Below are 13,412 nucleotides of genomic sequence, written 5' to 3'. Positions count from 1 at the left end.
GGAAAGTGTCTCCCCAAAGTAAGGAAGAGGAACGGTCAATGAGCGGCGCCGACGAGGCCGTCCGACTGACCGCGTGGGTGCGCGGACACGTGCAGGGAGTGGGTTTTCGCTGGTGGACGCGTTCCCGGGCGCTGGAACTGGGCCTTGCGGGGGCCGCCACCAACCTCGCGGACGGCCGTGTCGAGGTCGTCGCGGAGGGTTCGCGGGGGTCCTGCGAACGACTTCTTGAACGCCTCAGGGGTGTCGGAACACCCGGCCGTGTGGACTCTGTGGTCGAACGTTGGGGTCGAGCAGGGGGGACGTTCACCGGTTTCGTCGAACGGTGAGTATCCTGGTGGGGTAACGCGATTCGAGCACACCCCGCGACCGCGGCGGTCGGAACCGAAGACTCGTGGCAGGGTCTCGTGAGGTGTGTCGGCCATCATCGTGCGTCCCGCGCGTCACCGGCTCTGCCGGGGTGGTCCTCCTCGCATCGTGTTGCCGCCGCCTGCCCGGGTCTTCTCACTCCGGGATGCGGTGGTTACCGACTGTTTGTCATCCAATCTTGACCAGTAACGCGCCTAGTGAGACTCTGGAAGGTACACCGCGCACCTTCCACCCGCGTGGAAGCACCGTCCGTGGACGCGAATCCAGGTCCCGGAGAGAGAATTCCCGGGGGGTGTCGCATGCGTGAAATCACAACTGGTCACTCAGTGTGGAGGACCCACATCATGGCGAAGGCTCTGTTCGGCCACGTCGGCGGCTCCGACCCCCGTATGGTCCAGGAGATGCGACGGCTTCAGAAGCGGGTACGCGACCTCGAGGACGAGGTCGGCCGGCTCCAGGCGCGCAACGACCAGCTCAACATGGCGGTCAGCGACGTCACCGGCGCCGAGGACCGCGAGCCCGCGCTCGCCTGACCCGCGTGTTCCGCGGCTGGCTCCGACCGGTCGCACGTGCCGCGCACGACCCGTCGGCGGGGACGCCGCAGAATTCTTCGAGGCGTCCCTGAACCCCCGGTGGCCCGAACCCTCGGGGCGGGATTCCACCGGTCCACACGTCCACTTGCCGCAGTCTTTCCTTTGCCCTTGCGGCCTCTTTATCCTTTAGTACCCGGCGGACTCCGTCACAACCCTCCGTGTCCGCCGGTGATCCCCCCTCCTTTCCCCTCCCGCGCGAGCCGGGGGGAGACGTTCGAGGAACGCGACGCGCGGGGCGGAGCCGCTCCGCCCGGCGACGCGTTCGCCACCGGCGCACCGCGCCGTTCCCCGTGCTCCGGGCACCGCTTCGTGGCACCCTTGTACGGGTCGACCCGCGCCGCCCCCGACGAACACGGCGCGAGCACTCGGTGGCCACTGCGGGAGGTGTGGGTGTACCTGAAGAATCTGACGCTGCGCGGCTTCAAGTCGTTCGCGTCGGCCACCACCCTGCGGTTCGAACCGGGCATCACCTGTGTGGTGGGCCCCAACGGCTCGGGCAAGTCCAACGTCGTCGACGCCCTCTCCTGGGTGATGGGCGAGCAGGGCGCCAAGTCCCTGCGCGGCGGCAAGATGGAGGACGTGATCTTCGCGGGGACCTCCACCCGCACCGCGCTGGGCCGCGCCGAGGTCAGCCTCACCATCGACAACACCGACGGCGCCCTGCCCATCGACTACTCCGAGGTCACCATCCGGCGGACCATGTTCCGCAACGGCGGCTCGGAGTACGCCATCAACGGCGACACCTGCCGCCTCCTCGACATCCAGGACCTGCTCAGCGACTCCGGCATCGGCCGCGAGATGCACGTCATCGTCGGCCAGGGCCAGCTCGACACCGTCCTGCACGCGGGCCCCGAGGAGCGCCGGTCCCTCATCGAGGAGGCCGCGGGCATCCTCAAGCACCGCAAGCGCAAAGAGAAGGCGATCCGCAAGCTCAACGCGATGCAGGGCAACCTGGACCGGGTCACCGACCTCACCGCCGAGCTGCGCCGCCAGCTCAAGCCCCTGGGCCGCCAGGCCGAGCTGGCCCGCCGTGCCGCCGTCATCCAGGCCGACCTGCGCGACTCCCGCCTGCGGCTGCTCGCCGACGACATCGTCACCCTCACCGGACAGCTCGCCAAGGAGGAGGCCGACGAGAAGGAGGTCCTGCTCCGCCGGGCCGCCGTCGAGGCCTCCCTCGCCCAGGCCCAGCAGCGCGAGTCCGAGCTGGACGCGCAGGCCGCCGAGGCCGCCCCCGACCTGGCCCGCGCCACCGAGACCTACCACGCCCTGTCCCGGCTCACCGAGCGCCTGGACGCCGTGCGCGGGCTCGCCTCCGAGCGCTTTCGCAACCTCGCCGCCGTCGGCGACGAGCCCGCCCACCGGCGCGATCCCGAGGAGCTGGAGCGCGAGGCCGAGGAGGCCGCCGCTCAGGAGGAGGAGCTGCTCGCCCGGCTGGACGAGGCGCGCGAGGTGCTGGAGACCGCCGTCGCCGAGCGCGGCGCCGCCGAGGACGCCCTGCACCGCGAGGAGAAGCGGCTGGAGGCCGCCGGCCGGGCCGCCGCCGAGCGCCGCGAGCAGCTGGTCCGCCTGTCCGCGAGCGTCGAGGGGCTGCGCGGCCGCCTGTCCTCCGGCGAGGCCGAGATCACCCGCCTGGAGGAGGCCGCAGCCCAGGCCGCCGAACGCGCCGAGCGGGCCCAGGCCGAGTACGAGATGGCCGCCGAGGAGGCGGCCGGGCTCGACGAGGGCGACGCCGAGATCGACGCCGCCCAGGAGGAGGCGGCCGCCGCGCTCACCGCCGTCGAGGCCGAGCTCAACCGGCTGCGCGACGCCGAGCGCTCCGCCGAGGGCGAGCGCTCCGCGCTGGCCGCCCGCAAGGAGGCCCTGGAACTCGGGCTGGCCGGCAAGGACGGCGCCGCCGCCCTGCTCGGCTCCGACCTGGTCGGGCTGCTGGGGTCGCTGGCCTCCCTGGTCCAGGTGGAGCCCGGCCGGGAGGCCGCGGTGGCCGCCGCCCTGGGCGCGGCGGCCGGGGCCGTCGCGGTCGCCGACCCCGACACCGCCGTCGCCGCCCTCGAACTCCTGCGCGCCGAGGACGCCGGCCGGGCCGGGATCGTCATCGCCGGAGCCGTGCCCGCCGTCCCGCGCGCGGACTGGCCGCAGCCGCCGCCCGGGGTCCGCTACGCGGTCGACGCGGTCACCGCGCCCGAGCACCTGTCCGGCCCGGTCACCGCGCTGCTCGACCGGGTGCTGCTCGCCGCCGACCCCGCCGCCGCCCGCGACCTGGTCGCCAAACTGCCCGGCGTGCGCGCCGCCACCCCCGAGGGCGACGTCCTGTCCGGGGCGCTGGCCCACGGCGGCTCGGCCGCCGCGCCCAGCCTGCTGGAGGTGCAGGCGGCGGTCGACGAGGCCGCCGCCCGGCTGGAGGCCGCCACCGGGGCCGCCGCCACCGCCGCCGAGGAGCTGGACGCCGCCAAGGCCGAGCGCGCCGAGCTGTCCGCCCGGGCGCAGGAGCTGACCGCCCGCCGCCGCCAGGGAGACCGCAAGCGCAACGAGACCGCGCAGCGCCTGGGCAAGCTCGGCGGACAGGCCCGCTCCGCCGAGGCCGAGTCCGAGCGGTACGCCGCCGCGGCGGCCCGGGCCGCGGCCTCCCGCGGCGAGGACGCCGAGAAGCTCGCCCGCCTGGAGGAGCGGCTCGCCGAGTCCGAGGAGATGGCCGCCTCCCTGGAGGAGGAGGCCCCCGACCCCGACGTGCGCGACCGGCTGTCCGCCCAGGCCTCCCGGGCCCGCGCCGCCGAGATGGAGCGCCGCCTCGCGGTGCGCACCGCGGAGGAGCGGTCCCGCGCCGTGGCGGGCCGCGCCGAGCGGCTGCTCGCCCAGGCCGCCCAGGAGCGCGAGGCCGCCGAGCGCGCCGAGCGGCGCCGCGCCCTGCGCGGCGCGCAGGCCACCCTCGCCGAGGCGGTCGCGGAGGGCGCCCGCCTGGCCCTGGAGCGCATCGCCGCCTCCCTGGCCGCGGCCGAGGCCGAGCGGGCCGCCGCCGAGGCGCAGAAGGAGTCCCGCGACGCCGAGCTGCGCACCGTGCGGGCCCGGGTCCGCGAACTGTCCGTCGACCTGGAGAAGCTCACCGGCTCCGCGCACAGCGGCGAGATGGCCCGGGCCGAGCGCCGCCTGCGCCTGGAGCAGCTGGAGACCAGGGCGATGGAGGAGATGGGCGTCGACGTGCCCACGCTCGTCGCCGAGTACGGCCCGGCCGTGCCGGTGCCGCCGCCCGCCGACGCGGACGAGGACGCCGTCCCCGTTCCCTACGTGCGCGAGGTGCAGCTCAAGCGGTCCAAGGCGGCCGAGCGCCAGCTCAACCAGCTCGGCAAGATCAACCCGCTGGCGCTGGAGGAGTTCGCCGCCCTGGAGGAGCGCCACGCCTTCCTCAACGCCCAGCTGGAGGACCTGAAGAAGACCCGCCGCGACCTCATGGAGATCGTCCAGGAGGTGGACGCCCGCGTGCAGGAGGTGTTCTCCTCCGCCTACCTGGACGTGGAGCGCGAGTTCTCGGCGATCTTCGGACGGCTCTTCCCCGGCGGCGACGGGCGGCTGCTGCTCACCGACCCGGAGGACATGCTCACGACCGGCATCGAGGTGGAGGCCCGTCCGCCGGGCAAGAAGGTCAAGCGGCTGTCGCTGCTGTCCGGCGGTGAGCGCTCGCTGACCGCGGTGGCGTTCCTGGCGGCGATCTTCAAGGCGCGCCCGTCGCCGTTCTACGTCATGGACGAGGTCGAGGCGGCGCTGGACGACACCAACCTCCAGCGGCTGCTGGTGATCTTCGAGGAGCTGCGGGAGTCGTCGCAGCTCATCGTGATCACCCACCAGAAGCGCACCATGGAGGCGGCGGACGCCCTCTACGGCGTCACCATGCAGGGCGACGGCATCTCCCAGGTCATCAGCCAGAAGATCGAGCGCTCCGCCTGACGGAGCCCCCGGACGGAGGAGCGGCCGCCCCCTCGGAGGAGGGGGCGGCCGCGGACCGGGGAGGGGTCAGCCCCGGTCGATCGTGATGACCGGGGAGGTCCAGGTCTCCCAGTGGTCGGGGTCGTCGGCGTCGCCGAGCGCCTTGAGGGCGCGCAGCTCCAGCCGGTAGTCGCCGTCCCGCACGTCCTTGACGCGGCCGTGCCCGTCGACGTAGGTGCCGTCCCACACGTAGCTGTGGAACGCCGTCGGCGTGGCGTTGCGGCCGACGTGGTCGACCGACACCGCGGTGTTGTTGCGCGGGTGGATCGGCCGGCCGGTCCGCTCGTCGATGATCACCAGGTCGAGTCGGGCGACGTGGTGGTCCAGGTGCGCGATGACGTAGGGGGCGTCGGGCAGGCCGTCCACCCACTCCAGGGTGTAGGTCTCGCCCTCGGGGCGGTTCTCGAAGACACCGCTGTCGTCGGCGCACTCCAGGCCGGAGAACACGTCGCACTCGGTGATCCGGGTGAGCCAGGGCAGCCCGTACGCGGTCGGGGTGAGCGCGGTGATCTCCTGGTAGTCCCCGTTGTAGGCGGCGTAGGGGACCCGGAAGGTCTCGCCGTCCACCTGGGACACCACCACGTAGCCGCCGTAGACCATCTGCTCGAAGTCGCGGGCGGGCGGGGCCACGGTGACCTGCACGTCCACCGACGCTCCCGCGGCCACGGTCACGGTCTCGGAGTCGAACGCCACGTCGGCGAACCCGTCGTTGAAGCTCGGGGCGAAGGTGTCGCCGTGGGTGCCCAGCGCGCCCTCGTGCGACAGTTCGTAGACGGCCTCGGCGTCACCGTTGTTGGTGATGGTGACGGTCTCCGTCGCCGGGCCCCCGGTGGCGCCCAGGGACAGCTTGCCCGGCGTGACCGTGGAGGCGGCGAGCACCGAGCCGGGGATGTCGAGCATGCCCGCGCCCTGGCGGTGGACGTTGTCCGCCAGGCCGAGGCCGGGGTTGCCCCACCAGGCCTTGGGGTCCGCGCTGTTCTGGAGGACCGTGCGCACCTCGTGGGCGTCCAGGTCGGGGCGGGCCTGGAGGAGCAGGGCCACGCCGCCCGCCACGTGCGGCGACGACATGGAGGTGCCGCTGATGGTGGCGTAGCCGCCCTTGGCCATCGGGTAGGTGGAGTTGATCAGGCCGCCCGGGGCGCCGATGTCCGGCTTGACGGAGAGGTCCGCCGCCAGGCCGTAGGAGCTGAAGGAGCTGATCAGCCCGCCGGTGGGGTTGGGGACGGTGGCGGTCTCGTCGGTCCAGGACAGGGTGACCGTCTCCCCGTCCTCCAGCAGCCCGATGAGGTGGGCGCCGGTGGTGTCGGAGACGCCGACGGAGAAGGCGTCGTGGCCGGCGGCCAGGCCGCCGCCCGCGAACAGGCCGGGGACGTTGTTGTAGATGACGACGCCGGTCGCACCCGCGTCGACCGCGGCCTGGTACTTCTCGGCGAAGGTGCACTCGCCGCGGATGATGAGCGCGGTCCGGCCGCTCAGGTCGCCGACGGTGTCGCCCAGGGCGGTGCAGGCCCGGCCGACGAGTTCCAGCGGGTCGGTCCCGCCGGAGGTCGGCGGCAGCGGGGCCTCGTCCATCTCCATGTAGGGGACGGCCTCGCCGCTGGGCTGCGCGACCGCGGAGGCGGTCCGCACGTGGGTGTTGTCGAAGGAGGCGACGCCGATGACGTCCTCGCCCAGGCCGGGGGCGCCCGCCGAGTACAGGCCGGTGGCGCCCTCGTTGCCGATGGAGGCGACCACGACCATGCCCTGGTCGACCAGGTTGTCGGAGGCGACGGCGGTCGGGTACTGCGGCCAGGAGTGGGAGGAGCCGATGCTCATGTTGAGCACGTCCATGTCGTCGGCCAGCGCCTGCTCCATGGCCGCGATCATGATGTCGGAGGTGGTGGAGCCGGCGCAGCCGAACACCTTGTAGGCGCCGAAAACGACGTCGGGGGCCACACCGGTGACCTCGCCCCGCGCGCCGACGATGCCCGCGACGTGGGTGCCGTGCCCGTTGCAGTCCTGGGGGTCCCCGTCGGGCGCCGGGACGGCGGCCGGGTCCTGGGCGTTGAAGTCGTCGCCGACGAAGTCGTGGCCTGCGACCACGCGGTCGTTGGGGAAGCCGCCTCCGCCCAGGTCGGGGTGGGTGTAGTCGACGCCGGTGTCCATGATGGCGACCCGGACGTCCTCGCCGCTCAGTCCGAGTTCGTTCTGCGCGATGTCGGCGCCGGTCATGGGGAGGGCGGTGTCGAGGTCGGGGACGCTCTCGTCCGCCTCGGGGATCTCGTAGGTGACCACCGGGTAGACGGCCCGGACGCCGGGGATCGCGCGCACGGTGCCCACCTGCGCGTCGTCCATCTCGATAGAGAGGCCGTTCCACAGCTCGGTGAAGGAGTGGCGCTCGGAGTACTCCAGGCCGTACTCGTCGGCGTCGGCGCGGAAGCCGTCCTGTTCGGCGTCGACCTCCGCGGCGGAGGTGCCCTGGGTGGTGGGCGGGCTCTCCAGCTCGATGAGCCACAGGCCGTCGGCCTGGTGGACGAGTTCGCCGTCCCCCGGGGCGGGGACGGGGTGCAGGGGCGCGAGTTCCGAGATCTCGTCGGCCGCCGCCGGTACGGCGGAGACGAGGCCCGCCAGCAGGGTCAACCCGGCGAGGGCCGCCAGGCGTTTACGGTGGGGTGCCACCTTGTCAACACATCCCTTCTCTGCGCGCGCCTCGGGACGCCGGGGGAATGGTGGCGGGGGACAGCCCGTGGGGGTACGGGAGTACACGGTTGGGGCTATACACCGCGTCAAGTCCTTACTCGGTTATATGGCGCGCATAGCAACGAGATCATTGCTGTGTGCCATCTCCGTGTCAATGTTCGCCAAGACTCAATCTGGCCACACGGATGATGAAAGCGCTTCAAAGGGGCATATGTTGCTCAAGAGAATAAAGCGGTTGATCTCCCCTTTCGGTTCCGGCTTTCACCGTCCGAATTGTGGTACCGAGTACTTTTTTATGCTCGGGGTGGTGCGGCCGGCCCCGCCGCCGCGCCACGCGCCCGGCCGGTCCCCGCGAGACGCCGACCAGTACAGTGGAGGGGCCGGTCCGCCCTGTACACGGGCCGACCGGCCGGTGTCGTCCGAGCGAAGTCCGGTACCGCGGCCGTCCACGGCCGCCCAACCCGGCGCTGCCCCGCAACCGTGAAGCCCCGCCCCGGCGGGGACGAGCCGGGTCGCCTCGCCGGCACCGCTCGACCCCGTCCTCGTGGGAGGGACAGGCCGTCCTCCGCCAAGGCCGCTCCCCTTCCCCCGGTTTTCCAAGGAGCACCGTGCGGACCGCACACCGACTTCCCGCCGTCCTGCTGGGCGCCGCGCTCGCCCTCACCGCCTGCGGCGGCGCGGGCGAGGAGCCCGAACCCGCCGAGTCCCCCGAGCCGGGAGCCGGGGGCGCCGCCGCGACCTGCGCGCCTCCCGAGGCCGACCCGGACCGCCCGGGCGTCGGCGACGGCACCTTCCCCGTCACGCTCACCGACTTCAACGGAGAGGTCACCCTGGAGGCCGCCCCCGAGCGGATCGTCTCCCTCTCCCCGAGCCACACCGAGATGCTCTTCGCCATCGGCGCCGGAGACCTGGTCGAGGCCGCCGACGAGTACTCCAACCACCCGGCCGAGGCCCCCACCACCGACCTGAGCGGGTTCACCCCCAGCGTGGAGGCCGTCACCGAGTACGACCCCGACCTGGTCGTCATGTCCGACAGCACCGCCGAGGTCGCCGGGCAGCTGGGCGAGGTGGGCATCCCCGCCCTCGTCCTGCCCGCCGCGGCCACCCTGGAGGACACCTACGCCCAGATCCGGCTGCTGGGCGACGCCACCGGCCACAGCGAGGACGCCGACACCGAGGCGACCCGGGTCGAGACCGAGTTCGCCGAGATCGTCGAGGAGGTCTGCGCCGAGGCGGGCGAGGGGGGAGCGAGCTTCTACCAGGAGCTGGACGAGACCCCCTTCGCCGCCACCTCCGACACCTTCGTCGGCCAGATCTACTCCTCGTTCGGCCTGGTCAACATCGCCGACGCGGCCGACGACGGCAGCGCCGGGGGCTACCCGCAGCTCTCGCAGGAGTACATCGTCGAGCAGAACCCCGACCTGGTCTTCCTGTCCTACGGCGACGAGGACGCCGTCCGGGCGGTCGCCGAGCGCCCCGCCTTCGACACCGTCACCGCGGTCCAGAACGACGCCGTCCACCTGCTCGACGCCGACATCGCCTCCCGCTGGGGTCCGCGCGTGGTCGACTTCGCGCGGCTCGTCGGCGACGCCGTCGTCGAGAACGCGGACCGCTAATGGCCCGGGGCGCCCTCGGCGCCCCCCTGGGCTGGGGGGCGGGCGGCCTGGTCGTCCTGGCCGTGGCCGTGCTCTTCGGGATCTCCTCGGGAGCGGCCTCGCTGTCCGCCGCCGACATCGTCCTGCACCTGCTGAGCCTCCTGCCGCTCGACGTCGAGTCCCCGCTCACCGAGCGGCAGGCGGCCCTGCTGGTCGCGCTGCGGCTGCCCCGGGTGGTGATGGGGGCCGTCGTCGGCGCCCTGCTGGCCACCGCCGGAGCCGCCTACCAGGGCGTCTTCCGCAACCCCCTGGCCGACCCGTACCTCCTGGGCGCCGCGGCGGGGGCCGGGCTGGGCGCCACCGCGGTCATCGTCTTCGGCGGCCAGATCAGCGACGAGCCGCGGACCCTGGTGCCGGTGGCCGCGTTCGCCGGCGCCCTGGTCGGGGTCGCCGCCGCCTACCTGCTCGGGACCACGGCGGGCGGGGGCGGTACCGCCGCGCTCGTCCTGGCCGGGGTGGCGGTGTCCTCGTTCCTGTCCGCGGTCCAGACGTTCGTACAGCAGATGGGCACCGACCAGCTCCAGCGCATCTACGCCTGGCTGCTGGGCGGGCTGGGCCGGGGCGGCTGGGACGACGTGCGGCTGATCGCGCCCTACGCCCTGGTCGGGATGCTCGTCCTGCTGGTCTGCGGCCACCTGCTGGACATGCTCGCGCTCGGCGACGACAAGGCCGTCAGCCTGGGTCTGGACCCGGCGGTCGTGCGCGTCGTCGTCATCTCCGCCGCGTCGCTGGCCACCGCCGCCGCGGTGTCGGTGAGCGGCCTCATCGGGTTCGTCGGCATCGTCGTGCCGCACATCGTGCGCCGGCTGGTGGGGTCGAGCTACCGGGCGATCCTGCCCGTCACCATGATCGCCGGCGCCGCCTTCCTGGTGACGGTGGACATCGTCGCCCGCACCGTGGTCTCCCCGGCCGAGCTGCCCATCGGGGTGGTCACCGCGTTCCTGGGCGCGCCGTTCTTCGTGCTGATCCTGCGCACCACCCGGCACCGCTCGGTCTGAGCGGCGGGCCCGCGGGCCGCCCGCGCCCGGTGCGCGGCGGCCCGGCGCGGACACCGCTTCGTTCCCGGCGCGCCACCCCGGCGTGATGCGAACGCGTCGAACACTCTGGGAGACTGGGCGGGCTATGGAAATCTACTTGCTCGCAGGTCTCGCCATCGTCGTCGTGCTCCTGGCCGTCGGCGGCTTCTACCTGGTCAGGACCCGGCGTTCGGTCGCGCCGGGTGAGGAGGAGACGCCCCCCGAGGTCACCCGGGAACCGAAGCCGGCCGCCCCGGAGGACCGGGAGAAGGACGGGGGGGCCGACCTCCTCCCGCCGGCCCAGGCGCCCCCGGCGGGGGAGGGGGCCACCGCGGCCCCCGCCGAGCCCGAGCTGGAGACGCCCCCGCCCTCGGCCGGGCGCATGGTCCGGCTGCGCGCCCGGCTGGCCCGGTCGCAGAGCGCCCTGGGCCAGGGGCTGCTCAACCTCCTGTCCTCCTCCTCGCTGGACGAGGACGCCTGGGAGGAGATCGAGGACACCCTCATCACCGCCGACATCGGCGTCGCCTCCGCCACCCAGATCGTGGAGAACCTGCGCACCAAGGTCAAGGTGCTGGGGACCCGCGACCACGACGAGGTCCGCGCCCTGCTGCGCGAGGAACTGCTCGCGCAGATCCGCACCGAGGCCGAGCGCGGGGTGCGCACCGCGCCGCACGGCGACCGCCCCGCGGTCATCATGGTCGTCGGCGTCAACGGCACCGGCAAGACCACCACCACGGGCAAGCTGGCCCGGGTACTGGTGGGCGACGGCCGCTCGGTCGTCCTGGGCGCCGCGGACACCTTCCGCGCCGCCGCCAGCGAGCAGCTCCAGACCTGGGGTTCGCGGGTGGGCGCGCCGGTCGTGCGCAAGGAGGAGGGCGCCGACCCGGCCAGCGTGGCCTTCGACGCCGTGGCCCGGGGCATCGACGACGGGGCCGACACCGTCATCATCGACACCGCCGGACGCCTGCACACCAAGACGGGCCTGATGGACGAGCTCGGCAAGGTCAAGCGGGTGGTGGAGAAGAAGTCCCAGGTGGACGAGGTGCTGCTGGTCCTGGACGCCACCACCGGCCAGAACGGCCTGCGCCAGGCGCGGGTGTTCGCCGAGGTGGTCAACGTGACCGGCATCGCGCTGACCAAGCTGGACGGCACCGCCAAGGGCGGCATCATCGTGCAGGTCCAGCGGGAGCTGGGCGTGCCGGTCAAGCTGGTCGGCCTGGGCGAGGGCCCCGACGACCTGGCGCCGTTCGACCCCGAGGTGTTCGTGGACGCGATCCTCGGCTAGCGCCTCCCGGAGCCGACGCGCGGGCCGGCCCCCTTCCCGGGGGCCGGCCCGCGCCGTCTCCCGGCCCGCGGCCGACGGACGCCGCGGCGCCCTGTGACCCGCGTCATGCGGGGGAAACCCCGGCGTTACACGTCCCGGTGACCTGTCGGCAACCGGTCCGTCACCGTCGCGAGATGTCACCCGGAGTGATCGACCGGTTCCTGTGGGTTCGGCGGGGGCGGGCCGCTCTGCGCCGCCGCACGTGCATTGCCCGCGGGCGGGGGGTCCGTTCACGGGCCGTTAACACCGCAGGCAGTCCTTTTACGCCGGTGCAACACATGGGGTCCCACCGAGAAACACCCCGGTCGGAAAGTTGCCTGCGTGGTGATCTGCATCGGGCCCGATGATGCGCTCGCTGACCGCCGCCCTCACAGACAATCCCCCGTCCGTTTCATGGAGGCGACGCAATGATTGACACCGGTACGACGGCCTGGCTCCTGGCCAGTGCCGCGCTCGTGATGCTCATGACACCGGGCCTGGCCTTCTTCTACGGAGGCATGTCGCGGGCCAAGAGCGTCCTGAACATGATGCTGATGAGCTTCGGCAGCATCGCGGTGGTCAGCGTGCTCTGGGTCCTGGTCGGCCACTCCCTGACCTACTCCGAGGGCTTCGGCGCCCTGGACATGTTCATCGGCGGCTTCGACTACGTCGGGCTCACCTCCCTGATCGGCGAGGTCGACGCGGAGGGCGGCTACCCGCTCCTGGTCGACGCGGGCTTCCAGATGATGTTCGCCATCATCACCGTCGCCCTGATCAGCGGCGCCATCGCCGACCGCGCCAAGTTCGGCGCCTGGCTGCTGTTCGCCCCGGTGTGGGCCCTGCTGGTCTACTTCCCCGTCGCCCACTGGGTCTGGGGCAGCGGCTGGATCGGCAACCTGACCATCGGCGGCTACGAGGTCATCGACTTCGCCGGCGGCACCGCGGTCCACATCAACTCCGGCGCCGCCGCGCTGGCCCTGACCTTCGTGCTCGGCCGCCGCAAGGGCTTCGGCTCCGAGTCGATGCGCCCGCACAACCTGCCGTTCGTCCTGCTCGGCGCGTCCCTGCTCTGGTTCGGCTGGTTCGGCTTCAACGCGGGCTCCGCCTACGCCGCCGACGCCACCGCGGGCCTGGCCCTGGTCAACACCCAGGTCGCCACCGCCGCCGCCACCGCCGCGTGGATGCTCGTCGAGCGCATCCGCTACGGCAAGGTCAGCGCCCTGGGCTTCGCCTCCGGCGCCATCGCGGGCCTGGTCGCGATCACCCCGGCCGCCGCCAACGTCACCCCGGTCGGCGCGATCGTCCTCGGCCTGATCGCCGGCGCCGTCTGCGCCTACGCCATCAGCTGGAAGTTCAAGTTCAAGTACGACGACGCGCTCGACGTGGTCGGCATCCACATGGTCGGCGGCATCATCGGCTGCCTCGCCCTGGGCTTCCTGGCCGCCGAGGCCGCCGGCGGCTCCGCCGGGCTCTTCTACGGGGGCGGCATCGGCCTCCTCGCCGTCCAGGCCGTCTCGGTCGTCGGCGTCCTGCTCTACTCCTTCGTCGTCACCTTCGTCATCGGCAAGATCATCGACCTCGTCATCGGGTTCCGCATCCCCGAGGAGGTCGAGACCAACGGGCTCGACCACGAACTCCACGCCGAGTCGGCCTACGCCTTCGACGAACTCGACGAGCTGGAGGCCGAAGCGGTCTCCTCGCCGACGCCTCCGGGCGGGGAGACGGCCTCATCGCAGGCCAAGGCCTAGTCTTCAACGCCGAGGTCGGGGGCCTTGCGCCGCTGACGCGGTGAGGCGACCCAGGGGCCGGCGGGGAGTGATCCCCG

The 13,412-nt window shown here is 72.9% G+C and carries 8 protein-coding genes; 7 read left to right on the top strand and 1 reads right to left on the bottom strand.

Features of this window, described 5'->3' with window-relative positions; all coding sequences use genetic code 11:
* Positions 1–38: 38 nt before the first annotated feature.
* From BUE45_RS14415 to smc, 3 genes are all read left to right on the top strand, one after another.
* Positions 39–326, top strand: coding sequence for an acylphosphatase (locus BUE45_RS14415; protein ID WP_073379823.1), 288 nt, complete (start codon positions 39–41; stop codon positions 324–326).
* A gap of 384 nt (positions 327–710) precedes the next feature.
* Positions 711–899: a hypothetical protein gene (locus tag BUE45_RS14410; RefSeq protein ID WP_073379822.1), complete on the top strand. Its 189-nt coding sequence runs from the start codon at positions 711–713 to the stop codon at positions 897–899.
* Positions 900–1,349: 450 nt separating this feature from the next.
* Positions 1,350–4,895, top strand: coding sequence for a chromosome segregation protein SMC (gene smc / locus BUE45_RS14405; protein WP_073379888.1), 3,546 nt, complete (start codon positions 1,350–1,352; stop codon positions 4,893–4,895).
* Between the two features lie 66 nt (positions 4,896–4,961).
* Here smc and BUE45_RS14400 read toward each other — a convergent pair whose 3' ends face one another.
* Positions 4,962–7,592, bottom strand: a complete 2,631-nt coding sequence (locus BUE45_RS14400; RefSeq protein ID WP_073379821.1) for a S8 family serine peptidase — start codon at positions 7,590–7,592, stop codon at positions 4,962–4,964.
* A gap of 629 nt (positions 7,593–8,221) precedes the next feature.
* Between BUE45_RS14400 and BUE45_RS14395 the strand changes: the two genes are divergently transcribed.
* From BUE45_RS14395 to BUE45_RS14380, 4 genes are all read left to right on the top strand, one after another.
* On the top strand, positions 8,222–9,229 hold the full coding sequence (locus tag BUE45_RS14395; RefSeq protein WP_073379820.1) for an ABC transporter substrate-binding protein: 1,008 nt from the start codon (positions 8,222–8,224) through the stop codon (positions 9,227–9,229).
* Positions 9,229–10,266 (top strand): FecCD family ABC transporter permease, encoded by a 1,038-nt coding sequence (locus tag BUE45_RS14390; RefSeq protein WP_073379819.1) that lies wholly within the window; start codon positions 9,229–9,231, stop codon positions 10,264–10,266. Before BUE45_RS14395 ends, BUE45_RS14390 begins: the two co-directional genes overlap by 1 nt.
* Positions 10,267–10,390: 124 nt before the next feature.
* Positions 10,391–11,569 (top strand): signal recognition particle-docking protein FtsY, encoded by a 1,179-nt coding sequence (ftsY, locus tag BUE45_RS14385; protein WP_073379818.1) that lies wholly within the window; start codon positions 10,391–10,393, stop codon positions 11,567–11,569.
* 446 nt (positions 11,570–12,015) lie between these two features.
* A complete protein-coding gene (locus BUE45_RS14380; RefSeq protein ID WP_073379817.1) occupies positions 12,016–13,335 on the top strand; it encodes an ammonium transporter in 1,320 nt (439 codons plus the stop codon).
* Positions 13,336–13,412 lie beyond the last annotated feature (77 nt).

This window comes from Nocardiopsis flavescens (assembly GCF_900141985.1).
GTDB classification, from domain to species: Bacteria; Actinomycetota; Actinomycetes; order Streptosporangiales; family Streptosporangiaceae; genus Nocardiopsis; species Nocardiopsis flavescens.
The sequence above is the reverse complement of the archived record's forward strand: the minus strand, read 5'-3'. Positions and strand labels throughout refer to the sequence as shown.